The sequence below is a fragment of the Ideonella sp. A 288 genome (assembly GCF_002198735.1).
In the GTDB taxonomy this organism is placed as follows: Bacteria; Pseudomonadota; Gammaproteobacteria; order Burkholderiales; family Burkholderiaceae_C; genus Pseudaquabacterium.
Map to the genome: position 1 here is coordinate 1 of NZ_MWLO01000077.1, position 23643 is coordinate 23643.

The following is a 23643-nucleotide window of genomic DNA, read 5'->3' on the forward strand; positions in this document are numbered from 1 at the left end:
CCCTGCTCCCGCCCCCGTGGCTCAGGCCGCTTCTGCCGCTGCCTCGGCTGTCGCCGGTGCTGCCACCGCCGCTGCTGACGCTGCTGCCAGCGCCGCCGCCGGTGCTGCCGCTGGTGCCGCTTCGGCCGTCGGTGACGCCGCCGCCAAGGCTGCCGACGCTGTCGCTTCGGCTGTCAAGAAGTAAATCGCAGCACGCTGCGATTGCCACGAAAAAGGCCGCCTTCGGGCGGCCTTTTTCATGCCTGGATCGTCCCGGACGGGCCGGGACGATCCCTGTCGACCCTACTTGAGTTCGTCGACCAGGCGGGCGCCGATGGCCTTGGCCGCCGGCCCGGTGTCGGGTGCGCCCTGGCCACTGAGCACTGCCACCGTGGCCTTGTCGCCCGCGGCCTTCACCGAGACGCGGTAGCGCTGCAACTGGCTGGTCTTGTCCTTGTCGCCGCCGAACAGGCGGCTGAAGAAGCCCGGCTCTTCCTGGCCGGCGAGCTTGGGGTCGACGTAGCGCACGTAGTACAGGCCGGCGCTGCGGTCGCGGTCTTCCACCGTGAAGCCGCTGCGGTCGAGTGCCAGGCCCACGCGGCGCCAGGCGCGGTCGAAGGTGTCGTCCACCTCCACGGTGGTGCCGGGCTGCCCGGCCAGCAGCCGGGCGCGGGCGGTGGCGGCCTGGTCGGGGGCCCGGGCCACGGTGGTGCGGGCGACCTCTTCCTTGGCGCCCAGCTTGACCATCAGGCGGGTCAGGAACTCGGCCTCGAGCTGCGGATCGGCCGGGCGGGGCTGCCACACCGTGCTGTCCTTGCGCTCGCTGGTGTAGACCTCGATCACGCCCCGGTGGCTGATGAACACCTCGCTGCCGCCGCCGGCAGTGCGCTCGATGCGGGTGCGGAAGCGGTCGCGCTCGCCGGTGGAATAGACGGAGTCGAAGACCCGGCCGATCGCGGACCGGATGGCATCCTGCGGCAGCTTGGCGCGGTTCTCGGCCCACTCGGTTTCCATCACGCCCACCTCGGCGTTGTCGACGGCCAGCGTGAAGCCACGCTCTTGCCAGAACGCGCGCAGCTGGGGCCAGAGCTTGTCGGGCGGCAGGCCGCTGACCAGCCAGCGCTGGGTGCCCAGGCGTTCGATGCGCATGTCGCCAAGCGCGGTGGGTGCCGTGGCCGGAACGGCGGGCGCGGCGGTGGCCGCCGGCTGGCGCTGCATGGCATTGGCGCTGACCACGCCCGATTGCGGCTGGTAGCGTGCATCGCGGGCCAGTTGGGTGAGGTCGGGCGGCACTTCGAGCGGGGCGGTCTTGGTGGCCTGCGACCGGTAGTCGATCTTCTCGCCGGACAGCAGGTTCTCGACGCTCGAGCATCCGGCCAGTGACAAGGCCAGGCCCAGCACCGCGGCATGGGCCGGGTTGACGGCGAACACACGATTCACAGTGGATGTCTCCAGGGGTGGCACGCCCGGGCGGGCGGCCGATTCAAGGGGGTCTTGCAGGCGCCGCGCGGCGTTCACAGCAGGCCCGCGTCGCGCATCGCGCCATCGACCAGGGCCCGGCCGGCGTCGGTCAGTGGCGTGATCGGCAGGCGCACGTCGGGGCGGCAGCGCCCCAGCCGGGACATCGCCCACTTGGTGGGGGCCGGGCTCGGTTCGCAGAACAGTTGCTTGTGCAACGACAGCAGTTGCAGGTGGATCTCGCGGGCCCGCGCGAGCCGGCCCTCGATGGCGGCCATGCACATCTCGTGCATCAGCCGCGGCGCCACGTTGGCGGTGACGCTGACGTTGCCGTGGCCGCCCAGCAGCATCAATACGACGGCGGTACCGTCGTCGCCGGAGTAGATCGAGAAGCCCTTGGGCGCGTGCTTGATCAACTGGGCCGCGCGCTCGATGTTGCCGGTGGCTTCCTTGACCCCGACGATGCCGGGCAACTGGGCCAGGCGCAGCGTCGTCTCGGGCTGCATGTCGGCCACCGTGCGACCGGGCACGTTGTACAGCACCACCGGCAGGTCCACCGCCTCGGCGATGGCCTTGAAGTGCTGGAAGATGCCTTCCTGCGAGGGCTTGTTGTAGTAGGGCACGACCTGCAGCGTGCAATCGGCGCCCACCTCCTTGGAGAAGCGGGTGAGTTCGATGGCCTCGCGGGTGGAATTGGCCCCCGCACCGGCCATGATCGGCACGCGGCCGGCGGCGTGGCGCACCGACACGCGGATGATCTCGCAGTGCTCCTCCACCGACACGGTGGGGGATTCGCCGGTGGTGCCCACGACGCCGATGCAGTCGGTGCCTTCGGCGATGTGCCAGTCGATCAGGGTGCGCAGGCCGTCGTAGTCGACGCTGCCGTCCTCTTGCATCGGCGTGACCAGGGCGACGATGCTGCCAACAATGGGTTTCATGCGAATTCCTCGGGGAACCGGCGATTTTAGCCGTGCTCGGGCAGGGGGAACCGGGCTGGTCCGGGGACGGCCGGATCGGGCCGCACCGCGGCGATGCGCTGCACGAAGCGATCGGGGCCGGGCAGGAAGCCGTCTTCGAAGGCCACGGTGCGCAGGCCCTGGCAGCGTGACAGCAGTTCGCCGGGCTGAAGCAGGAAGTCGGCGCGCGACGGCCGACCCACGGTCTCGTTGCCCGCGGCGAAGGTTTCGTACAGCAGCACGCCGCCCGGGGCCAGCGCGTCCAGCAACTGCGGCCACAGCGGGCGCCACAGGTAGTTGGTGACGAGCACGCACCCGAAACGGCGGTCGGCCAGCGGCCAGGGCCCGCCTTCGAGGTCTGCCACGATCACCTCGGCCAGTGTGCGCAGCGGTGCCACCGCCTCGGCGTCGCGGTCGACCGCGGTGACACGGCAGCCCCGCGCGGCCAGCCAGCGCACATGCCGGCCGTTGCCACAGGCCAGGTCCAGCACGGTGGCCTGCGGCGCCAGCAGGTGCTGCCAGCGCGTGATCCAGGGCGACGGGTCGGGCGCGCCGTGCATCAGAAGCAGGCCCACAGCCGGTTGGCCAGGTCGACCGCCAGGTGCGGGCTGAGGTAGGCGGCGAACACGGCCGCCAGCACGGCGGCCACCAGCAGCCCGGCGATGACTCGGTGGCCGCGCCGCATGGACCTCAAGCCCCCACCGCCTTGGGCACGGGCCGCACGATCGGCGTCTCTCGCACCGGCAGGTTGATCAGCGCGGCGGCCACGCCCAGCGCAATGGCAATCCACCACACCACGTCGTAGCTGCCGGTGCTGTCGTACAGGCGACCGCCCAGCCACACGCCCATGAACGAGCCGATCTGGTGGCTCAGGAACACGAAGCCGCCCAGCATCGACATGTACTGCACGCCGAAGACCTGGGCCACGATGGCATTGGTGGGCGGCACGGTGGACAGCCACAGCAGCCCCATTGCCGAGGCGAACAGGTACACCGACCACGGCGTCACCGGCGCCAGGATGAAGGCCAGGATGACCACCGAGCGCAGCAGGTAGATGGCCGACAGGATGTAGGGCTTGGGCACGCGCTGCCCCAGCATGCCGGCGCCGTAGGTGCCGAAGATGTTGAACAGCCCGATCAGCGCCAGCGCCGTGGTGGCCACCTCGGGCGCCAGGCCCTTGTCCTTCAGGTAGCTGGGCATGTGCACGCCGATGAACACCACGTGGAAGCCGCAGACGAAGTAGCCCAGCGTCAGCAGCCGGAAGCTGCCGTGGCTGAAGGCCTCGCGCACCGCCTCGCCCACGCTTTGGCGGTGCCCGCCATGGGCCGACGGCGGCGGCTCGCGCAGGCCCAGCGCCAGCGGCAGGATGGCCAGTGCCGCGCAGCCCAGGATGAACAGCGCGTTCTGCCAACCCCACTGGGCGATCAGCCAGCTTTCCACCGGCACCATCAGGAACTGGCCGAAGGAGCCCGCCGCGGCGGCCACGCCCATCGCCCACGAGCGCTTGTCGGCCGCCACGTTGCGGCCGATGACCCCATAGATCACCGCGTAGGTGGTGCCCGACTGCGCGATGCCGATCAGCAGGCCGGCGCTGCCGGTGAAGGCCATGCCCGAGGTGGCCAGGGCCATCAACACCAGCCCGCCGGCGTAGAGCACGCTGCCGCCCAGCAGCACGCGCCAGGCGCCGTAGCGGTCGGCCAGCATGCCAGCCACCGGCCCGGAGATGCCCCAGGCCAGGTTCTGCACCGCCAGCGCGAAGGCGAAGGTCTCTCGCGTCCAGCCGCGGTCGGTGGTGATCGGCAGCAGCCACAGGCCGAACCCGTGGCGGATGCCCATCGACAGGGTCACGATGGCCGCGCCGAACAGCAGCACCTGCGCCAATGACAGTTTGGCGGGGGCACCGGTCGGGGAGGTGGGGGCGCTCGTACTCATTCACGCATTCTGCCGGGCTTGGCGCCGGAGCGCGCTGCCTACAATCCGCCGCCATGGCAACAGGCACCCCGCAAGGCCACTATGGCGAAGCCTCGATCCGCGTGCTCAAGGGGCTCGAGCCCGTCAAGCAGCGGCCGGGCATGTACACCCGCACCGAAACCCCGCTGCACATCGTGCAGGAGGTCATCGACAACGCCGCCGACGAGGCACTGGCCGGCTTCGGCAAGCGCATCGGGCTGACGCTGCACACCGACGGCTCGGTCACCATCGACGACGACGGCCGCGGCATCCCCTTCGGCCTGCACCCGGAAGAGCAGGTGCCGGTGGTCGAGATCGTCTTCACCCGGCTGCACGCCGGCGGCAAGTTCGACAAGGGCGCGGGCGGCGCCTACAGCTTCTCGGGCGGCCTGCACGGCGTGGGCGTGAGCGTGACCAACGCGCTGGCCAGGCGCCTGCAGGTGAGCGTGTGGCGCGAGGGCCAGGTGGCCACGCTGGCGTTCTCGGGCGGCGACGTGATCGAGCCGCTGACGCTGCGCAAGCCCGTGGCCGGCGAGCGCAAGCAGGGCACCAGCGTGCGCGTGTGGCCCGACCCCAAGTACTTCGACAGCACCGAGTTGCCGCGCCACGACCTGATGCACCTGCTGCGCAGCAAGGCGGTGCTGATGCCCGGCGTGACGGTCACGCTGGTCACCGAGAAGGCCGGCCAGAAAGACCCCGACGTGCAGACCTGGCTCTACAAGGGCGGTCTGCGCGACTACTTGATGCAGGGCCTGCCGGGCGACCCGGTGATCCCGCTGTTCGAGGGCGAGGCCTACGCCTCGGCGCAGGAGACCGAGAACTTCGCGGCAGGCGAGGGCGCCGCCTGGTGCGTGGCCTTCACCGAAGACGGCAACGTGCTGCGCGAGAGCTACGTCAACCTGATCCCCACCGTGGCCGGCGGCACCCACGAATCGGGCCTGAAGGACGGCCTGTTCGGTGCCATCAAGGCCTTCATCGACCTGCATTCACTGCTGCCCAAGGGCGTGAAGCTGATGCCGGAAGATGTGTTCTCGCGCGCCAGCTTCGTGCTGTCGGCCAAGGTGCTCGACCCGCAGTTCCAGGGCCAGACCAAGGAGCGCCTGAACTCGCGCGACGCACTGCGGCTGGTGTCCAGCTTCACCCGTGCGCCGCTCGACCTGTGGCTGAACCAGCATGTCGAGCACGGCAAGCGCCTGGCCGAACTGGTGATCAAGCAGGCGCAGACGCGCCAGCGCGCCAGCCAGAAGGTCGAGAAGCGCAAGGGCTCGGGCGTGGCCGTGCTGCCCGGCAAGCTCACCGACTGCGAGAGCCGCGACCTGCTGTTCAACGAGGTCTTCCTGGTCGAGGGCGATTCGGCCGGCGGTTCGGCCAAGATGGGCCGCGACAAGGAGACCCAGGCCGTGCTGCCGCTGCGCGGCAAGGTGCTCAACGCCTGGGAGGTGGAGCGCGACCGGCTGTTCGCCAACAACGAGATCCACGACATCGCGGTGGCCATCGGCGTCGACCCGCACGGCGCCACCGACACGCCCGACCTGTCGGGCCTGCGCTACGGCAAGGTGTGCATCCTGTCGGACGCCGACGTCGACGGCTCGCACATCCAGGTGCTGCTGCTCACGCTGTTCTTCCGCCACTTTCCCAAGCTGATCGAGGCCGGCCACGTCTACGTGGCCAAGCCGCCGCTGTACCGGCTGGACGCGCCGGCGCGCGGCAAGAAACCCGCGACCAAGCTCTACGCGCTCGACGACGGCGAACTCGACGCCGCGCTCGACAGGCTGCGCAAGGAAGGCGCGCGCGAGGGCTCGTGGAGCATCAGCCGCTTCAAGGGCCTGGGCGAGATGAACGCCGAACAGCTGTGGGAGACCACGCTGAACCCCGAGACCCGGCGCCTGCTGCCGGTGGCCTACGGCCTGCTCGACTTCGACGCCACCGTGGCCACGATGACGCGGCTGATGGGCAAGGGCGAGGCCGCGGCCCGCCGCGAGCTGATGGAACTGCGCGGCGATTCGGTGGACATCGATGTCTGAGCTCGCACCCTGGGCGCTGCGCCTGCGCCCCACGATGCTGTCGGACCTCGACTACGTCACCGGCGTCGAGACCGATTCGCACAACCTGCCGTTCATCACGCCCTGGGAACGCCCGCAGCACGAAGGCGCGGTGCGCATCCCCGACTTTCGCCACTTTATCGTCGAGGCCGGGCCGCAGTTCGAGCGCGCCGGCTTCGTCATCCTGCAGGGCTGCCGCAACCAGCACCGCAGCGTGGAACTCAAGCGCATCGTGCTGCAGCCCAAGGGCCGCGGGCTGGGGCGCGCCTGCGTGCGCTACCTCAAGCGCATGGCCTACCGCGACCTGCATGCGCACCGCTTCTGGCTCGACGTGAAGCAGCTCAACACCCGCGCCCAGGCGCTGTATGCCAGCGAAGGTTTCGTCGAGGAGGGGCGCCTGCGCGAGAGCGTGCGCATCACCATCGACGGCGCCGACGGCTACGACAGCCTGATCGTGATGAGCATGCTCGACCGCGAGTACCACGCCCGCGTCGCGCTGGGGCTGGAGGAGATCTGACCCGGACCCGCACCGCGCGGCCCGCGCGCCCGATCCACCCGACCCCGTCCGTGTTGCCCGCAGCGCCCTCAGCGGCGACCTGTCCCTTTCGTTGTCCCGTCCCATGACCGATCTGTTCTCTCCGCCGCCCCCCGACCCCACCGACGCCATCACGCTGGCCCACTACGCCGAGCGCGCCTACCTCGAATACGCCCTGTCCGTCGTGAAGGGCCGGGCGCTGCCTGATGTGTGCGACGGTGCCAAGCCGGTGCAGCGGCGCATCCTGTACTCGATGCAGCGCATGGGGCTGTCGTTCGGCGCCGGTGCGGCGCCCAAGCCGGTGAAGAGCGCGCGGGTGGTCGGCGACGTGCTGGGCCGCTTCCATCCGCACAGCGACCAGGCCGCCTACGACGCGCTGGTGCGCATGGCGCAGGATTTCTCGCAGCGCTACCCGCTGATCGACGGCCAGGGCAACTTTGGCAGCCGCGACGGCGACGGTGCCGCGGCGATGCGCTACACCGAGGCGCGGCTGGCGCCGATCGCCCGGCTGCTGCTCGACGAGATCGACGAGGGCACGGTGGATTTCGTGCCCAACTACGACGGCTCCACCGAAGAGCCGAAGCAGTTGCCCGGACGCTTGCCTTTCGTGTTGCTCAATGGCGCCTCGGGCATCGCCGTGGGCCTGGCCACCGAGATCCCCAGCCACAACCTGCGCGAGGTGGCCGCGGCCGCCGTGGCGCTGATCCGCAACGACAAGCTCGGTGACGACGAGCTGTACGGCTTCATCCCCGGCCCCGACTACCCGGGCGGCGGCCAGATCATCAGCCCCGAAGGCGACATCCGCGAGGCCTACGCCACCGGCCGCGGCAGCCTGAAGGTGCGCGCGCGCTGGAAGATCGAAGACCTGGCGCGCGGCCAGTGGCAGCTGGTGGTCACCGAGCTGCCGCCCGGCTGCAGCTCGCAGAAGGTGCTCGAGGAGATCGAGGAGCTGACCAACCCGAAGGTCAAGGCCGGCAAGAAGGCGCTGAGCGCCGAGCAGACCCAGCTGAAGGCCAGCGTGCTGGCGGTGCTGGACGCCGTGCGCGACGAGTCGGGCAAGGAGAACGCGGTGCGGCTGGTGTTCGAGCCCAAGAGCCGCACCGTCGAGCAGCAGGACCTGATCACCACGCTGCTGGCCCACACCAGCCTCGAGACCAATTCGCCGATCAACCTGACCATGGTCGGCCTCGACGGGCGCCCGACGCAGAAGAGCCTGCGCCGCATGCTGGTCGAGTGGGTGGCGTTCCGGCAGACCACCGTGCAGCGCCGCTCGCAGCACCGGCTGGACAAGGTGCGCGACCGCATCCACGTGCTCGAGGGCCGGCAGCTGGTGCTGCTGAACATCGACGAAGTGATCCGCATCATCCGCAATGCCGACGAGCCGAAGGCCGCGCTGATCGAGCGTTTCTCGCTCAGCGACCGCCAGGCCGAGGACATCCTCGAGATCCGACTGCGCCAGCTGGCGCGGCTGGAGGCGATCAAGATCGAGCAGGAGCTGAAGTCGCTGCGCGACGAGGCCGAGAAGCTGGAAGAGATCCTGGACAACCCGGCGGCGCTGAAGCGCCTGCTGATCAAGGAGATCGAGGCCGACGCCAAGGCCCACGGCGATGACCGGCGCACGCTGATCCAGGCCGAGAAACGTGCGGTGGCCGAGATCAAGGTGGTCGACGAGCCGGTCACCGTGGTGATCAGCCTGAAGGGCTGGGTGCGCGCGCTGAAGGGCCACGAGGTCGATGCGGCCACGCTGCAGTTCAAGGCCGGCGATGCGATCTACGGCACATTTGCCTGCCGCAGCGTCGACACGCTGCTGGTCTTCGGCAGCGCCGCCAAGGGCAGCGGCCGGGTCTACTCGGTGGCGGTGAGTGGGCTGCCGGGGGGGCGCGGCGACGGCGTGCCCGTCACCAGCCTGATCGACCTCGAGCCCGGCACCCAGCCGGCGCATTACTTTGCCGGCGCGGCCGAGGCCACCCTGCTGCTGGCCAACACCGGCGGCTTCGGCCTGCTGGCCAAGGCCGCCGACATGCACGGCCGCCAGCGCGCCGGCAAGGCCTTCCTCACGCTCGACGACGCCGACAAGGTGCTGCCGCCGGTGGCGGTGGCCCCCGCCCACGCGCAGGTGGCCTGCCTGTCGATGGACGGGCGCCTGCTGGTCTTCGGCCTCGACGAACTCAAGCTGCAATCCAATGGCGGCCGCGGCCTGACGCTGATGGACGTGGACGCCAAGACGCCGCTGGTGTCGGTGGCCACCTGCGCCGGCTCGGTGCTGGTGCAAGGCAGCGGCCGCGGCGGCAAGCCCAAGGACGAACTGCTCAAGGGCGTTCACCTCGAGGCGCACGTCGGCAAGCGGGCGCGCAAGGGCCGCAAGGTCGAGGGCCTGCAGAAGGTGTTGCGGGTCGTCTGACGACCGCCGCGTCGGCCGCCGACCGGCCGATGGGCGTGGCGCATTCGCGTGGCACCTTCGCGTGGCACCGTCGCCTGGCCCCTGCGCCCGCCTCCGCGGCATGGGCGTGGCGACCGCCTGAAATGATGTGGATCAGGTCCCGTGCAAGGCGGGTTGCCCCGACGTTCACAAGCCCCGGTGCCGGAAGTAGACTGCCGCGCGGATGACACACATCGCCCGTCGAGGCCCTGAGCGGGCGCGCGGAACCGGCGAACCCCGGGGGCGCAGCGGGCGGTCACAACCTGGAGACATCAGCTCGTGCGACCCACCAACGTGGGCGACCCGGAATATTTCCACAAGGTCGTCGATTGCCAATGGGCGTGTCCCGCCCACACCCCCGTCCCCGAATACATCCGACTGATCGCGCAGGGTCGCTACGCCGACGCCTACATGGTCAACTGGGTGTCGAATGTGTTCCCCGGCGTGCTCGGTCGAACCTGCGACCGGCCTTGCGAGCCGGCCTGCCGCCGCAGCCGCGTCGAGGAAGAGAACACGGCCAAGCCGGAGCCCGTGGCCATCTGCCGCCTCAAGCGCGTGGCGGCCGACCACAAGGGCGATGGCATCCGCGCCATGATGCCGAAGCCGCTGCCGCGCAACGGCAAGCGCGTGGCCTGCGTCGGCGCGGGGCCGTCGTCGCTCACGGTGGCGCGCGACCTGGCCTCGCAGGGCTACGCGGTCACGGTGTTCGACGGCGAGGCCAAGGCCGGCGGCTTCATCCGCAGCCAGATCCCGCGCTTCCGCCTGCCCGAGAGCGTCATCGACGAGGAGTGCGACCACATCCTCGACCTGGGCGTCGAGTTCCGCTCGGGCCAGCGCATCGAGTCGATGAAGGCGCTGATGGCCGAGGGCTGGGACGCGGTGTTCGTCGGCTGCGGCGCCCCGCGCGGGCGCGACCTCGACGTGCCGGGCCGCCAGGAGGCCGCGGCCGACATCCACATCGGCATCGACTGGCTGGCCTCGGTGTCCTTCGGCCACGTCACCAGCGTGAAGAAGCGCGTCATCGTGCTCGGCGGCGGCAACACCGCGATGGACTGCTGCCGCTCTGCGCGCCGCCTGGGTGCCGACGACGTGAAGGTCATCGTGCGCTCGGGCTTCGACGAGATGAAGGCCTCGCCCTGGGAGAAGGAAGACGCCCAGCACGAGGGCATCCCCATCATCAACTGCCATGTGCCCAAGGCCTGCCTGCTGGAAGACGGCAAGCTGGTAGGCATGAGCTTCCAGGTCGTCACCCCGGTCTACGACGACAAGGGGCGCCGCACGCTGGTGCCCACCGGGGAGACGGACGTGGTGTTCGAGTGCGACGAGGTGCTGGTGGCCATCGGCCAGGAGAACGCCTTCCCCTGGATCGAGTCCGACTGCGGCATCGCCTTCGACAAGTGGGGCCTGCCCAAGCTCGATGCGAAGTCGCTTCAGTCCACCGTGCCGAACGTGTTCTTCGGCGGCGACGCGGCCTTCGGCCCCAAGAACATCATCACCGCCGTGGCCCATGGCCACGAGGCCGCGGTGTCGATCGATCGCCTGCTGCACGGCGAGGCCGTCTCGCAGCGGCCGCCGCCGCACGTGAACCTCGTCTCGCAGAAGATGGGCATCCACGAGTGGAGCTACGACAACGACATCTCCAACGACATGCGCAACAAGGTGCCCTGGGCCAAGGCCGAGATGGCGCTGGCCAGCATCCGCGTCGAGGTCGAACTCGGCTTCGACGCCGCCACCGCCTTCAAGGAGGCCGAGCGCTGCCTGAACTGCGACGTGCAGACCGTGTTCAACGACCGCCTGTGCATCGAGTGCGACGCCTGTGTCGACATCTGCCCGATGGACTGCATCACCTTCACCGCCAACGGTGAAGAGGACGACCTGCGCGGCCGTCTCAAGGCGCCGGCCACGCACACCGACCAGGCGCTGTATGTCAGTCATGCCTTGAAGACACTGCGCGTGATGGTCAAGGACGAGGACGTGTGCCTGCACTGCGGCCTGTGCGCCGAGCGCTGCCCCACCGGGGCCTGGGACATGCAGAAGTTCCTGCTGCTCACGACCAAGGCGGGCCCGTCCTGCCGAGACTCCAAGCCCACCGCAGCCCGAGTGGAGACCACAGCATGAAGCGCCTCGAAGCCGTCAACGACTTCGTCATCAAGTTCGCAAACGTCAACGGTTCGGGCTCGGCCTCGGCCAACGAGTTGTTCGCCAAGGCGGTGATGCGCATGGGCGTGCCCGTCAGCCCGCGCAACATCTTCCCCAGCAACATCCAGGGCATGCCCACCTGGTACGAGGCGCGGGTGTGCGAGAAGGGCTACCACGGCCGCCGCGGCGGCGTCGACATGATGGTGGCGATGAACCCGCAGACCTGGGCCACCGACGTGGCCGAGGTCGAGCCCGGCGGCTACCTGCTGTACGACAGCACGCGGCCGCTGCCGGCGTCGAGTTTCCGGCCCGACGTGCAGGTGATCGGCGTGCCGCTCACGGCCATCGCCAACGACGCCTACACCGACCCGCGCCAGCGCCAGCTGTTCAAGAACATCATCTACGTCGGCGCGCTGTCGGTGCTGCTCGACATGGACCCGGCCGTGTTCGAGAAGCTGTTCGCCGAGCAGTATCGCGGCAAGGAACGCCTGCTCGACGCCAACCTGCAGGCGCTGAACCTGGGCCGACGCTACGTCGAGGAGCACCTGGCCTTCCCGCTCGGCCTGCGCGTGCGTCGTGCCGACAACGTGGGCGACCAGATCTTCACCGACGGCAACAGTGCTGCCGCGCTGGGCTGCATCTACGGCGGCGCCACCGTGGCCGCGTGGTATCCGATCACGCCCTCGTCGTCGGTGCCCGAGGCCTTCCAGAAGTACTGCGACAAGTTCCGCATCGACCCTGCCACCGGCCAGCACCGCTTCGCCATCGTGCAGGCCGAAGACGAACTGGCCTCGATCGGCATGGTCGTCGGCGCGGGCTGGAATGGCGCGCGTGCCTTCACCGCCACGTCGGGCCCGGGCATCTCGCTGATGTCCGAGTTCATCGGCCTGGCCTACTTTGCCGAGATACCGGTCACCATCATCGACGTGCAGCGTGGCGGGCCGTCCACCGGCATGCCCACGCGCACTCAGCAGTCCGATCTGCTGTCCTGCGCCTATGCCTCGCATGGCGACACCAAGCACGTGATGCTGCTGCCGCAAGACCCGTACGAATGCTTCGAGCACTCTGCCGCGGCGCTCGACCTGGCCGACCGCCTGCAGACGCCGATCTTCGTCATGACCGATCTGGACATCGGCATGAACCAGCGCCTGTGCAAGCCCTTCGTCTGGGACGATTCGCGCAGCTACGACCGCGGCAAGGTGATGACCGCCGAAGAGCTGGAAGCCGGCAAGGACTTCGGCCGCTACAAGGACGTGGACGGCGACGGCATCCCCTGGCGCACGCTGCCGGGCACGCACCCGAGCAAGGGCAGCTTCTTCACGCGGGGCACCACCCGCGATGCCTATGCTCGCTACTCCGAACGCGGCCCCGACTACATCTACAACATGGAGCGGCTGCTGAAGAAGTTCAGGACGGCCGCCGACCTGGTGCCGCAGCCTCTGGTGCGCCAGGCCAGCGCGCCCACGCGCCACGGCGTCATCTACTTCGGCTCCACCAGCCCGGCCATGCGCGAGGCGCTGGATGTGCTGGAGGCGGACGGCGTGCATGTCGACGCGATGCGCCTGCGGGCCTTCCCGTTCCCGCAGTCGGTGCCCGACTTCATCGCCGCACACGACCAGGTGTTCGTGGTGGAGCAGAACCGCGATGGACAGATGCAGTCGCTGCTGGTCAATGAACTCGGCGTCGATCCGGCCCGCCTGCCCAAGGTGTTGCATTACGACGGCACGCCGATCACCGCCCGATTCATCGCCGGGGCGATCCGCACGGCGCTGGGCCTGGACAAGGTCGAACAGAACACGCAGAAGGAGGCCGCATGACCTTCATCACCAAGCCCAGGCTGCACCACCCGACCCTGCACACCAACAAGGTCGGCTACACGCGCCGCGACTACGAGGGCCGCATCTCGACGCTGTGCGCGGGCTGCGGGCACGACAGCATCTCGGCGGCGATCATCCAGGCCTGCTGGGAACTCGACATCGAGCCGCACCGCGTGGCCAAGCTGTCGGGCATCGGCTGCAGTTCCAAGACGCCCGATTACTTTCTTGGTGCGTCGCACGGCTTCAACACGGTGCACGGGCGCATGCCTTCGGTGCTGACCGGGGCCAACCTGGCCAACCGCTCGCTGCTGTACCTGGGCGTGTCGGGCGACGGCGATTCGGCCTCGATCGGGCTCGGACAGTTCGCCAACGCGATGCGCCGCGGCGTGCGCATGGCCTACATCGTCGAGAACAACGGCGTCTACGGTCTCACCAAGGGGCAGTTCTCGGCCACGGCCGATCTCGGATCGAAGAGCAAGAAGGGCGTGGTCAACAGCGACAGCCCCGTCGACCTGGTGGGCCTGGCGCTGCAACTGGGTGCCACCTTCGTCGCGCGCAGCTTCTCGGGCGACAAGGAGCAGCTGGTGCCCTTGATCAAGGGCGCCATGGCGCATGGCGGCGCGGCGTTCATCGACGTCATCAGCCCCTGCGTCACCTTCAACAACCACAGTGGCAGCACCAAGAGCTACGACTACGTGCGCCACCACAACGAGGCGGTCAGCCGCATCGATTTCATGACACCGGGCTCGGAGGTCACCGCCACCTATGCGCCCGGCGAGGTGGTCGAGGTGCCGCAGCACGACGGCACCATGCTCCGCCTGCGCAAGCTGCACGCCGACTACGACCCCACCGACCGCTACGCCGCGATGAACTACATGCAGAAGCATGGCGAGCGGGGCGAGGTGGTCACGGGCTTGCTTTACCTGGATTCCTTGGCCACCGACCTGCACACTTCGCTCAACACCTGCGCCGCGCCGCTCAACAGCCTGGGCCTGGCGCAGTTGTGCCCCGGTTCGTCGGTGCTGGACAAGGTCAACGCGGCCCTGCGCTGACGGCGCAGCGGGCCGTCCTCACGACATCTGGAAAGGAGCCACACCATGCCCGAACGCACCGTTTTTCAGGCGATGTCCATGCGCCGAGTCATCAGCCTGGCGCCGTCGGCTTCGGTTCATGAGGCCGCCTGCGTGATGACGCGCGCCAATTGCAGCAGCGTGCTGGTCATCGAGCATGGCGCCAGCACCATGCTGGGCATCGTGACAGAGCGCGACATGACCACGCGCGTGGTGGCCAAGGCACTCGATCCGCTCAAGACACCGGTGTCCTCGGTCATGACCGCCGACCCGGATTCCGTGACCCCCGAAACCAAGGTGGCCGATGCCGTGCTGGTGATGATCGAAAGGGGCTTTCGGCACCTGCCGGTCGTGGCCGCCAGCGGCAGGTTGCTGGGCGTGTTCTCGGTGCGCGACGCCTTGCCCCGCGAGGTGAACACCGCCTATGGGCTGTCCGAGTTCAACGAGCAGGTGAACGACGCGCTGGGTTGAGGGGCGGGCGCCCTTCGGGGCGCCGATCGATCTGGCGTCCGCGCGCCCTGCGCGACGCCACGGACGCCCTGAATTGGCGCACCGGATTCCCTCTCGCTTGACTTGCCGCAAGCGTCGACGGGCGGGGCTCGTTAGTCTGTGTGTCGACACTGATCACGCGGCTTCCGGCCCATGCGTGACTTCCCGCGCCAAGGCGAGCAGCCACGTCGACGGAGAACCGCAACCCAAGAGGTTGCCATGCTCAATTTCGAGATCGTCACGCGCACGGATTTCTCCGACGTCACCTACCTGCTCGAGATCCGCCACCCGCTGATGGCCAAGGCCGCCAGGCCGGGGCAGTTCGTGATCGTGATGGAGCATGAGCACGGCGAGCGCATCCCGCTGACCATCGCCGATTTCGACCGCGACAAGGGCACCGTCACGCTGGTCATCCAGGCCGTGGGCAAGACCACCCGCGAGATGCAGCAGAACTGCCAGGTCGGCACGCACCTGCACGCCATGGTGGGGCCGATGGGCGTCCCCAGCCACATCGGTCAGGCCCGAAAGGTGGTCTGCGTGGGCGGCGGCCTCGGTGTGGCGCCCATCTTTCCGCAGGCGCGCGCCTACAAGGAAAGTGGCGCCTACGTCATTGGCGTGCTGGGCTTCCGCAACAAGTCGCTGATGTTCTGGGACGACAAGTTCCGCGCCTGCTGCGACGAGCTGATCGTCTGCACCGACGACGGCTCGGCCGGCATCCAGGGCCTGGTGACCGAGGGCATCCGGCAGGCCATTGCCAGGCATCCCGACATCGACGAGGTGGTGGCCATCGGCCCGCCGATCATGATGAAGGGCTGCGCCGAGGCCACCCGCGCGCACGGCATCAAGACCATGGTCAGCCTGAACCCGGTGATGGTCGACGGCACCGGCATGTGCGGCGGCTGCCGCGTGAAGATCGGCGAGCAGATCAAGTTCGCCTGCGTCGACGGGCCCGATTTCGACGGCCACCAGGTCGACTTCGACGACCTCATGGCGCGCCTCGGTCGCTACAAGCCCACCGAGAAGGCTGCGCTGGAAAGCTGGAAGGAAAGCTGCCGCATCCGCGGTGGTGCCGGGCACTGACCCACCAGACCCCGCGACCAGGAGCCGACGATGGCCAAGAAGAAGACGATCCGCACCATCCCGCAGGCCCGCACGGCCATGCCCGAGCAAAGCCCGCAGGCCCGCGTGAAGAACTTCGAGGAGGTGGCCTGCGGCTACCGGCTCGAGGACGCGTTGCTCGAGGCCCAGCGCTGCCTCGACTGCGCCGACCAGCCTTGCGTGCGCGGCTGCCCGGTGGGCATCGACATCCCCGGCTTCATCAAGAAGATCGAGGGCAAGAACTTCCACGGCGCCTACGACGTCATCACCGACACCAACCTGCTGCCCTCGGTGTGCGGCCGCGTCTGCCCGCAGGAGAACCAGTGCGAGGGCGTGTGCACCGTGGGCGAAACCCTGGAGCCGGTGGCCATCGGCCGGCTCGAGCGCTTCGTCGGCGACATGGCCATTGCCGAGGGCTGGGCCAACGTGCCCTACATCGAGCGCAATCGCTTCAAGGTGGGCATCGTCGGCTCCGGCCCGGCCGGCATGGCCTGCGCGGCCGACATGGCCAAGGCCGGCTGCGAGGTCACGGTGTACGAGGCCTTCCACGAGCCTGGCGGCGTGCTCAAGTACGGCATCCCCGATTTCCGCCTGCCCAACCGCGTGGTCGACGTCGAGATCGAGAAGCTCACCCGGCTGGGCATCCGCTTCGAGTGCAATACCCTGGTCGGGCGGCTGTTCACCGTCGAGCAGATGCTCGGCGAGATGGGCTTCCATGCGGTGTTCATCGGCACCGGCGCGGGCTACCCCAGCTTCATGGGCATCCCGGGTGAATCGCTGGGGGGCGTGCTGTCGGCCAACGAGTGGCTGACCCGCTGCAACCTGATGCGCGGGCGCGACTTTCCGAACTTCGACACCCCGCTGCAGCCGGGCAAGCGAGTGGCCGTGATCGGTGCCGGCAACACGGCGATGGACGCGATGCGCGTGTCGCTGCGCGTCGGCGCCGAGAAGGTCTATTGCATCTACCGGCGCAGCGCGGCCGAGGCCCCGGCGCGCGCCGAGGAGATCCACCATGCGCAGCAGGAGGGCGTCGACTTCCAGTGGCTGACCAGCCCGGTCGAACTGCTCGGCGACGCCGACCACAACGTGCGCGCGATGCGCTGCGAGCGCATGGCACTCGGCGAACCCGATGCCTCGGGACGGCGGCGTCCGGTGGCAGTACCGGGCAGCACGTTCGAGTTCGAATGCGACATGGTGGTGTTCGCGATCGGCACCAACGCCAACCCGATCCTGGGACAGACCTCGGGCCTGAAGCTCGACAAGCGTGGCTACATCGCCACGGATGCCAACCTGGCCACCTCGATCGCCGGCGTCTATGCCGGCGGCGACATCGTCACGGGCGCCGCCACGGTGATCGAGGCCATGGGCGCCGGTCGCAAGGCGGCCCGCGGCATGAAGGCCCACCTGGGCCTGCGCGACACCGACTCGGTCTACCTTCACGACAGCGCCGACGCCGCCGATCGTCTCTTCGGCATCGACCGCCGTGAACGCGGATTCGCCCGCGTTCACCTGGCTTGAGAGAACCCACCATGAACAGCACGCTCACCCTCGATCCGCCGGTGGCCCAGGCCACGCGCGCGGCGCAGTCGATCGCCGAACACATCGTCGAGGTCATCAGCGATTCGGGCGAAGGCGCCCAGCGCTGTGGCCAGTCGCTCGCTGCCATCGCCGCCCGCATGGGCAACGGCATCTGGACGACCGAGATCATCCCGGCCGAGATCCAGCCGCCGGCACGCAGCGTGGCCGGCGCCAGCGGCATCCGCATCCGCATCGGTTCGCAGCGCGTCACCAACGGCGGCGACCAGACCGACCTGGTGGTGGCCTTCAACGAGCAGGTCTTGATCGGCCGCGTGCAGGCCAGGGAGCTCAAGCCTGGGGCCACGATCCTGCTGGAGAGCATGTGGCAGCACCACCGCGACCCGAGCGTGGTGGCCTCTTACCTGAAGACGGTCGAGGCCCTGCGCAGCGACGGCTACAAGGTGATCGAGGTGCCGCTCGAGGACCGGTGCAAGGAACTGGTGAGCGATCCGCGCAAGGGCAAGAACATGTTCGTGCTCGGCCTGCTGTGCAACCTGTACGGCCTGGACGCCAGCCTGGCACGCGAACAGATCGCACGCATCTTCGGCAAGAAGGACGACAAGGTCATCCAGAGCAATGTCGCGCTGTACGAAGCCGGCGCGGCCTGGGGTGAGTCGAACCTCGACTTCAAGTACCGCATCCCGGCGCAGCGCTCGAGCCAGGCGCAGATCGTCATCAACGGCAACACCGCCATTGCCCTGGGCGTCATGGCCTCGGGCATGGACATCTGCGCCATGTACCCGATCACGCCGGCCACCTCGGCCTCGCACTACCTGAGCGAGGTGTTCGAGAAGGTCGGGGGCCTGGTGCACCAGGCCGAGGACGAGATTGCCGCCTGCGCCTTTGCCATCGGCGCGTCCTATGCCGGCAAGTGCGCGGTGACCATCACCTCCGGGCCGGGCTATTCGCTCAAGCAGGAGGCCATCGGCCTGGCGGTGATGGCCGAGATCCCGCTGGTGGTGGTCAACGTGCAGCGCGGCGGGCCCAGCACCGGCCAGCCCACCAAGGTCGAGCAGGGCGACCTGCCGGCAGCCGTGTTCGGCAGCCATGGCGATGCACCCAAGGTGGTGATGGCGCCGTGCAGCATCGAGGACTGCTTCTACTCGGTGATCACCGCACGCAAGATCGCCGAGACCTTCGGCATGGTGGTGGTGGTGCTGTCGGATGCCAGCCTGTCGACGGCGCAGCAACCCTTCCCGCGACCGCAGTTCAGCGAGGATTGGCTGGCGCCGCCGGTCGACCAGACCCCCGTACCCCCGGGCGCCAAGCCCTACGACTGGGATCCGGTCACCGGGCTGTCGCGTCGCTTCCAGCCGGGCCAGCCGGGCGGCATGCACACGCTCACCGGCCTGGCGCACGACCGCAACAGCAAGGTCGCCTACGACCCCAGCATCAACGAGGAAGGCCTGCGCGCACGCAGCCTGAAGCTGGCCGCGCTGCAGAAGACGCTGAAGGCGCCGCCGGTCGTCGGTGGCAGCGATGGCGACATGCTGCTGGTGGGCTGGGGCAGCACGATGGGCGCGATCGAAGAAGCCGTGAGCCGGCTCCGCGCCGAAGGGCTGGCCGTGTCGTCGATGCACCTGCGTTTCATCCAGCCGATGCCGTCGGGCATCCGCGAGATCTTCAAGCGCTTCAAGCATGTGATGACGATCGAGGGCAACTGGTCCGACCGCATCGAGGACGAGTTGATCGACGAGGACAACCGCCGCTACTCGGCGCTGGCCATGATGCTGCGGTCGCGCTTCCTGGTCGACGTCGATTGCTGGAGCGAAGCGCGCGGCCAGCCCATCAAGCCCGGTGACATCTGCCGCGTCGTGCGGCGTGCGTTGAAACAAGAGGGGCCATCATCATGAGCCGATCACTGAGCCAGTGCGTGATCAAGCTGCACGAGGAGCACCATGCCCTCGAGGACTACCAGGGCGGCGTGCCGCGCTGGTGCAGCGGTTGCGGCGACAACGCGATCCTGGCCGCCATGCAGCGCCTGTGCAGCGAAGAAGACCTGGCGCCCGAGAACACGGTGTTCGTGTCCGGCATCGGCTGCTCCAGCCGGCTGCCGCACTACATGAAGACCTACGGCTTCCACGGCATCCACGGCCGCGCCTTTCCGGTGGCCGAGGGCATCAAGATGGCCCGGCCGGACCTGAACGTGTTCGTCAGCACCGGCGACGGCGACTGCTGCAGCATCGGCGCCGCGCACTGGATCCACGCCATCCGCTACAACATGAACATCACGGTCGTGCTGCACGACAACCATGTGTACGGGTTGACGAAGAAGCAGGCCTCGCCGACCTCGCCGCGCGGCTTGAAGAGCAACACCACGCCCTACGGCGCCACGCTGGAGCCGATGAACCCGCTGACGGTGACGCTGGGCGTGCAGGGCGCCTCGTTCGTGGCGCAGGGCGTCGACTGGGTGCCCGAGGTGCTGTACGACATCATGCACGCCGCGTTCAAGCACCGGGGTTTCTCGTTCGTGCGCATCCTGCAGCGCTGCCCGGAGTTCATGCCCAAAGCCTTCGACCCCTGGCTGCACGATCCGCAGCGCACCATGCTGCTCACGCACCCGGACGGCCTGCAGCTCAGCCCCAGCCTGTCCAGCGCCTACCGCAACCAGCGGCCACACGACCCGAGCAACATCGATCGGGCCCGCGAGATCGCCTCGATGGACGACCCGATCCCGGTGGGCATCCTGTACCGCAACCCCGATGCGCCGTGCTACGAGGACCTGCGGCATGCCGGCCAGATGCGCTCGCCGGAGTACATCCGCGCCGGACTGAACCGCGAGTTCGACAAGTACACGGTCTGGCCCGAAGGCGAAGAGCCCGCGCAGCAGGCCGGCTGAGGCTGGCCCGGGCCGCCGCGGACAACCGACAACGAGAACGTGCCATGGACATGCATGCCAAGCCCCAGGACCAGCTGATCTTCCACCTCACCGGCAAATGCCAGGGCGACGGCGTCGTGTCGACGGCCGGCCTCGATCTGCGCCCCGCGCTGCTGGCGCCGTACCGAGACCTCAACGCGCTGCGGCACGACTTCCCGGCGGTGCTGGTGCAAGGCGCCGGCGGGCGGGAGTTCGTGCGCTCCTTGTCCAGCCTGGTCGACACCATGCTCGAGAGCGTGGCGCCACGGGGCATCGAGGGCGAGCGCCTGCGCCGTCACGCGCTGCAGCTCGAGCGCGAGATCCGGTCCGACGTGGCCGGGGGCGCCACCGGCAGCCTGTCGGAACTGTGGGACGCGGCTGCGGCGCGCCTGGGCGCGCGCGAGGGCGAGACCCTGGAAAAGGTGCTGGCCCACGCCGGCGGCGCCCTCAGCGTCGATGGCGACGTCGTGGGCTGCACGCACCAGATGCCGGCGCGGCTGATCACCCATGCCTGGCATGCCGCGCGCCGTGCCAAGGCCAAGCTGTTTCGAGCCGACCTGAGCCGCCTGGTGCTGAAGCTGTCCGACATCCTGCGTGCCGCGCACAGCCACTCGCAGGCGGGGCGGCAGCCGGACAGCCTGAAGGCCGCCGTCGGTGGGTCGCACCGCGATGCGTTCGACTTCGACCTGTTGTCGCGCATCGTCGGCAAGGGGGCGCCGCGCGACGAGTTGCCTGCGGCGCGGCGCGAGCGTCTGGTGCGCACGCTGGGCGTGCTGGAGTCGCAGCGCTTCTTCGGGCCGCCAGAGCGCGAGGCCGAAGAAGGCGCCGACTGCCTCGACTTCGAGTTCGACAACTGCGCCGCGGCAGCCCAGGCCTTTCGTCAGCGCCTGGGTGACCTGGCCGAGCTGGTCAAGGCGATGTCGATCGCCGAGCTGGAGGCCAAGGGCCACTACGTCGAGGCCGAGCACGACCTGGTCTTCGACGCCTTCGGCGAGCATTCGCTGACGGCTGCCGACCTGGCGCGCTTTCCGGATTACCTGGTGTGCATCCCGCCCGATCGCAACGACGCCCCGGAGAACGCCAACCTGATGGAGATGCTGTCGTCCGGCCTGCCCGTGAAGGTGCTGGTGCAGACCTCGGATCTGCTCGAAGAGGCATCGATCGGCACCGGGCACTTCGCCTTTGGCGTGCGCAGCGCGCGGCTGGCCACTGCGGCCATGGGCCTGGGCGGCATGTTCGTGCTGCAGTCGCCCAGCGCCAACCTGGTGGCGCTTCGCGCGCAGATCGGCCGCGGGCTGGCCTGTCAGGGGCCGGCGCTGTTCAGCGTCTTTTCCGGCTCGGCGCAGCCTGCCAGTCAGCTGCCGCCTTATCTCACCGCCGCTGCCGCGATGACCTCACGCGCCTTTCCGGCGTTCAGCTACGACGCCGCAGCCGGTGCCAATTGGGCCACGCGCTTCTCGCTGGAGAACAACCCGCAGCCCGATGGCGATTGGGCGGTCGAGACCCTGGCCTATGCCGACACGGCCCTGCAGCAGCTTGCCGAGCGCTGCGCCTTCACCTTCGCGGACTTCGTGCTGTGCGACAGCCGCTGCGCAGCGCACTTTGCGCGGGTGCCCCGCGAGCACTGGAACGCGGCGATGCTGCCGGTGGCCGATTGGCTGGCGTTGGACGAGCGTGAGGCGGCGCAACGCGTGCCGTACCTGCTGGCGGTGGATGCCGACGATGCCCTGCACCGGGTGATCGTCGATGCCCGGCTGATGCAGGCCACGCGCCGCAGCCTGCTGCTGTGGCATCGCCTGCAGGAGCACGGCGGCGTGCACGACTCGCACGCCGAACGGCGGCAGGTGCAGGAGAGTGCCTCGCAGAAGGCGCCGGCACCGGCCACGCCGGCTGCCGTGGCGCCCGCCGCACCGAAGCCCGCGACGGCCGAGGCTGCAGATGCCGCGCCCGACGTGCCGGCGCACTCGCGTGACGAGGCCTGGATCGACACGGCCCGTTGCCCGAGCTGCAACGAATGCCAGTTGATCAACGACCGCATGTTCGCCTACGACGAGCGCAAGCAGGCCTACATCAAGGACCTCACGGCGGGCACCTACCGTCAGCTGGTCGAGGCTGCGGAAAGCTGCCAGGTCGCGATCATCCACCCCGGCGAGCCGCGCGATACCAATGAACCCGGCCTGGCAGAGCTGCTGCTGCGAGCCGAGCCCTTCCGGTGAAGGCGCCGGGCCCGGCCGCCTTGCGGCGGGCCCCGCCCACCATGCGCGCCGCAGGGCGCACGATCAAGCAGGCTGGCGAAGCACCTTCAGCATGGCCCAGCCCAGCACGAGGAACAGCGCGAGGCTGAAGAACTCGTAGGGCACGCCGGCCATCGAGACCTTGGCATCGGCGCACGAGGCGTAGGCGGCAAACACCTGCGGCAGCAGCCCGTCCAGGCCGGTGGCCGACATCAGCTTGTCGGCGAAGGTGAGGTTGCACGAGGCCGACGCCGCCGCCACGAAGTGCTGCCACAGCGCTGCGGCGATGCCGCAGTTGGCGAACAACAGCGCCAGCCCGGCGCCCACGCGGCGCCCCAGCGGCGAGCGCCACAGCAGCCCCACCAGCGCGCCGGCGGCCAGCAGCAAGAAGATCAGCCGCTGCAGCACGCACCAGGGGCAGGGCTGCATGTCGTGCACATGCTGCGACACCAGCGCGGCGCCGACGGCGCCCAGCGCCACCACCACCGTGCCGCCCAGCAGCAGGTCGGTTCTCGCGAGCGTCATGCCACTTCGGCGATCAGCTCGATTTCCACGCACGCGCCCATCGGGATCTGCGCCACGCCGAAGGCGCTGCGGGCATGGGCGCCGGCGGCACCGAACACCTCGCCGAACAGCTCGGACGCGCCGTTGGTCACCAGGTGCTGCTCGGTGAAGGTGGCTGTGGAGTTCACCAGGCTCATCACCTTGACGATGCGGGTGACCTTGTTCAGGTCGCCCACCGCGGCGTGCAGCGTGCCCATCAGGTCGATCGCGATGGCGCGGGCGGCGGCCTTGCCTTCGTCGGTGGCCATCGTCAGGCCGAGCTGGCCGACCCAGGCCTTGCCGTCCTTCTTGGCGATGTGGCCGGAGATGAACACCAGGTTGCCGGTGCGCACGAAGGGCACGTAGGCGGCGGCCGGCACGGCCACCGGCGGCAGGGTGATGCCGAGCTGCTGGAGCTTGTCGTAGACGGACATGGTTGGCGCCTCGAAACAGGGTGGGCCGGCATCCTACACTGCGGC

General features: G+C 69.1%; 20 protein-coding genes. 13 read left to right on the forward strand and 7 right to left on the reverse strand.

What is annotated here, in order from left to right; translation table 11 throughout:
• Nucleotides 1-290: hypothetical protein (locus tag EOINJALH_RS32560; protein WP_234413689.1), on the forward strand; the 290-nt coding region annotated here is incomplete at its 5' end.
• Here the strand turns inward: EOINJALH_RS32560 and bamC are convergent.
• The 5 genes from bamC to EOINJALH_RS06395 all read right to left on the reverse strand — a co-directional run bounded on the left by bamC (nucleotide 283) and on the right by EOINJALH_RS06395 (nucleotide 4325).
• A complete protein-coding gene (gene bamC / locus EOINJALH_RS06380) occupies nucleotides 283-1419 on the reverse strand; it encodes an outer membrane protein assembly factor BamC (RefSeq protein ID WP_234413690.1) in 1137 nt (378 codons plus the stop codon). The genes EOINJALH_RS32560 and bamC overlap by 8 nt on opposite strands.
• A 74-nt stretch (nucleotides 1420-1493) precedes the next feature.
• Nucleotides 1494-2375, reverse strand: a complete 882-nt coding sequence (gene dapA / locus EOINJALH_RS06385) for a 4-hydroxy-tetrahydrodipicolinate synthase (protein WP_088279486.1) — start codon at nucleotides 2373-2375, stop codon at nucleotides 1494-1496.
• A 26-nt stretch (nucleotides 2376-2401) separates the two neighbouring features.
• On the reverse strand, nucleotides 2402-2953 hold the full coding sequence (locus tag EOINJALH_RS06390; protein ID WP_088279487.1) for a bifunctional 2-polyprenyl-6-hydroxyphenol methylase/3-demethylubiquinol 3-O-methyltransferase UbiG: 552 nt from the start codon (nucleotides 2951-2953) through the stop codon (nucleotides 2402-2404).
• Nucleotides 2953-3087 carry a hypothetical protein gene (locus tag EOINJALH_RS33130; protein WP_255407003.1) on the reverse strand — a complete coding sequence of 45 codons (135 nt, stop codon included), beginning with the start codon at nucleotides 3085-3087 and terminating at the stop codon, nucleotides 2953-2955. The genes EOINJALH_RS06390 and EOINJALH_RS33130 overlap by 1 nt, the downstream gene beginning before the upstream one ends.
• On the reverse strand, nucleotides 3084-4325 hold the full coding sequence (locus tag EOINJALH_RS06395; RefSeq protein ID WP_088279488.1) for an MFS transporter: 1242 nt from the start codon (nucleotides 4323-4325) through the stop codon (nucleotides 3084-3086). The genes EOINJALH_RS33130 and EOINJALH_RS06395 overlap by 4 nt, the downstream gene beginning before the upstream one ends.
• 53 nt (nucleotides 4326-4378) lie before the next feature.
• On the opposite strand from EOINJALH_RS06395, the gene EOINJALH_RS06400 reads away from it, so the two are divergent.
• From EOINJALH_RS06400 to EOINJALH_RS06455, 12 genes are all read left to right on the forward strand, one after another.
• Complete coding sequence (locus EOINJALH_RS06400; protein WP_088279489.1) at nucleotides 4379-6367, forward strand: DNA topoisomerase IV subunit B; 1989 nt, start codon at nucleotides 4379-4381, stop codon at nucleotides 6365-6367.
• On the forward strand, nucleotides 6360-6902 hold the full coding sequence (locus EOINJALH_RS06405) for a GNAT family N-acetyltransferase (RefSeq protein WP_088279490.1): 543 nt from the start codon (nucleotides 6360-6362) through the stop codon (nucleotides 6900-6902). Before EOINJALH_RS06400 ends, EOINJALH_RS06405 begins: the two co-directional genes overlap by 8 nt.
• A gap of 103 nt (nucleotides 6903-7005) precedes the next feature.
• The gene (gene parC / locus EOINJALH_RS06410; RefSeq protein WP_088279491.1) at nucleotides 7006-9321 is read left to right on the forward strand and encodes a DNA topoisomerase IV subunit A; all 2316 of its coding nucleotides are present in this window, start codon (nucleotides 7006-7008) and stop codon (nucleotides 9319-9321) included.
• A 297-nt stretch (nucleotides 9322-9618) separates the two neighbouring features.
• Nucleotides 9619-11457 carry an FAD-dependent oxidoreductase gene (locus EOINJALH_RS06415; protein ID WP_088279492.1) on the forward strand — a complete coding sequence of 613 codons (1839 nt, stop codon included), beginning with the start codon at nucleotides 9619-9621 and terminating at the stop codon, nucleotides 11455-11457.
• Nucleotides 11454-13295 carry a 2-oxoacid:acceptor oxidoreductase subunit alpha gene (locus EOINJALH_RS06420; RefSeq protein ID WP_088279493.1) on the forward strand — a complete coding sequence of 614 codons (1842 nt, stop codon included), beginning with the start codon at nucleotides 11454-11456 and terminating at the stop codon, nucleotides 13293-13295. The genes EOINJALH_RS06415 and EOINJALH_RS06420 overlap by 4 nt, the downstream gene beginning before the upstream one ends.
• Nucleotides 13292-14347 (forward strand): 2-oxoacid:ferredoxin oxidoreductase subunit beta, encoded by a 1056-nt coding sequence (locus EOINJALH_RS06425; protein ID WP_088279494.1) that lies wholly within the window; start codon nucleotides 13292-13294, stop codon nucleotides 14345-14347. Before EOINJALH_RS06420 ends, EOINJALH_RS06425 begins: the two co-directional genes overlap by 4 nt.
• A 45-nt stretch (nucleotides 14348-14392) precedes the next feature.
• Complete coding sequence (locus EOINJALH_RS06430; protein WP_088279495.1) at nucleotides 14393-14836, forward strand: CBS domain-containing protein; 444 nt, start codon at nucleotides 14393-14395, stop codon at nucleotides 14834-14836.
• Between the two features lie 237 nt (nucleotides 14837-15073).
• Entirely contained in the window at nucleotides 15074-15934 is an 861-nt protein-coding gene (locus tag EOINJALH_RS06435) for a sulfide/dihydroorotate dehydrogenase-like FAD/NAD-binding protein (protein WP_088279496.1), read from the forward strand.
• A gap of 30 nt (nucleotides 15935-15964) precedes the next feature.
• Entirely contained in the window at nucleotides 15965-17470 is a 1506-nt protein-coding gene (gene gltA, locus EOINJALH_RS06440) for an NADPH-dependent glutamate synthase (RefSeq protein ID WP_088279497.1), read from the forward strand.
• Nucleotides 17471-17481: 11 nt separating this feature from the next.
• Nucleotides 17482-19383, forward strand: a complete 1902-nt coding sequence (locus EOINJALH_RS06445) for a 2-oxoacid:acceptor oxidoreductase subunit alpha (protein WP_088279498.1) — start codon at nucleotides 17482-17484, stop codon at nucleotides 19381-19383.
• Nucleotides 19380-20369: a thiamine pyrophosphate-dependent enzyme gene (locus tag EOINJALH_RS06450; protein ID WP_088279499.1), complete on the forward strand. Its 990-nt coding sequence runs from the start codon at nucleotides 19380-19382 to the stop codon at nucleotides 20367-20369. The genes EOINJALH_RS06445 and EOINJALH_RS06450 overlap by 4 nt, the downstream gene beginning before the upstream one ends.
• 44 nt (nucleotides 20370-20413) lie before the next feature.
• Nucleotides 20414-22603, forward strand: a complete 2190-nt coding sequence (locus tag EOINJALH_RS06455; RefSeq protein ID WP_088279500.1) for a ferredoxin — start codon at nucleotides 20414-20416, stop codon at nucleotides 22601-22603.
• Between the two features lie 63 nt (nucleotides 22604-22666).
• Here the strand turns inward: EOINJALH_RS06455 and EOINJALH_RS06460 are convergent, their stop codons facing one another.
• Together EOINJALH_RS06460 and EOINJALH_RS06465 are read right to left on the reverse strand one after the other, a co-directional pair.
• The gene (locus tag EOINJALH_RS06460; protein ID WP_088279501.1) at nucleotides 22667-23146 is read right to left on the reverse strand and encodes a disulfide bond formation protein B; all 480 of its coding nucleotides are present in this window, start codon (nucleotides 23144-23146) and stop codon (nucleotides 22667-22669) included.
• The gene (locus EOINJALH_RS06465) at nucleotides 23143-23598 is read right to left on the reverse strand and encodes a RidA family protein (protein ID WP_088279502.1); all 456 of its coding nucleotides are present in this window, start codon (nucleotides 23596-23598) and stop codon (nucleotides 23143-23145) included. The genes EOINJALH_RS06460 and EOINJALH_RS06465 overlap by 4 nt, the downstream gene beginning before the upstream one ends.
• Between the last annotated feature and the right edge of the window lie 45 nt (nucleotides 23599-23643).

Coding starts and splice junctions, on each gene's coding strand:
- dapA (WP_088279486.1), bottom strand. CDS start 2,375: ATGAAACCCATTGTTGGCAGCATCGTCGCCCTGGTCACGCCGATGCAA.
- EOINJALH_RS06390 (WP_088279487.1), bottom strand. CDS start 2,953: ATGCACGGCGCGCCCGACCCGTCGCCCTGGATCACGCGCTGGCAGCAC.
- EOINJALH_RS06395 (WP_088279488.1), bottom strand. CDS start 4,325: ATGAGTACGAGCGCCCCCACCTCCCCGACCGGTGCCCCCGCCAAACTG.
- EOINJALH_RS06400 (WP_088279489.1), top strand. CDS start 4,379: ATGGCAACAGGCACCCCGCAAGGCCACTATGGCGAAGCCTCGATCCGC.
- EOINJALH_RS06405 (WP_088279490.1), top strand. CDS start 6,360: ATGTCTGAGCTCGCACCCTGGGCGCTGCGCCTGCGCCCCACGATGCTG.
- parC (WP_088279491.1), top strand. CDS start 7,006: ATGACCGATCTGTTCTCTCCGCCGCCCCCCGACCCCACCGACGCCATC.
- EOINJALH_RS06420 (WP_088279493.1), top strand. CDS start 11,454: ATGAAGCGCCTCGAAGCCGTCAACGACTTCGTCATCAAGTTCGCAAAC.
- EOINJALH_RS06425 (WP_088279494.1), top strand. CDS start 13,292: ATGACCTTCATCACCAAGCCCAGGCTGCACCACCCGACCCTGCACACC.
- EOINJALH_RS06430 (WP_088279495.1), top strand. CDS start 14,393: ATGCCCGAACGCACCGTTTTTCAGGCGATGTCCATGCGCCGAGTCATC.
- EOINJALH_RS06435 (WP_088279496.1), top strand. CDS start 15,074: ATGCTCAATTTCGAGATCGTCACGCGCACGGATTTCTCCGACGTCACC.
- gltA (WP_088279497.1), top strand. CDS start 15,965: ATGGCCAAGAAGAAGACGATCCGCACCATCCCGCAGGCCCGCACGGCC.
- EOINJALH_RS06445 (WP_088279498.1), top strand. CDS start 17,482: ATGAACAGCACGCTCACCCTCGATCCGCCGGTGGCCCAGGCCACGCGC.
- EOINJALH_RS06450 (WP_088279499.1), top strand. CDS start 19,380: ATGAGCCGATCACTGAGCCAGTGCGTGATCAAGCTGCACGAGGAGCAC.
- EOINJALH_RS06455 (WP_088279500.1), top strand. CDS start 20,414: ATGGACATGCATGCCAAGCCCCAGGACCAGCTGATCTTCCACCTCACC.
- EOINJALH_RS06460 (WP_088279501.1), bottom strand. CDS start 23,146: ATGACGCTCGCGAGAACCGACCTGCTGCTGGGCGGCACGGTGGTGGTG.
- EOINJALH_RS06465 (WP_088279502.1), bottom strand. CDS start 23,598: ATGTCCGTCTACGACAAGCTCCAGCAGCTCGGCATCACCCTGCCGCCG.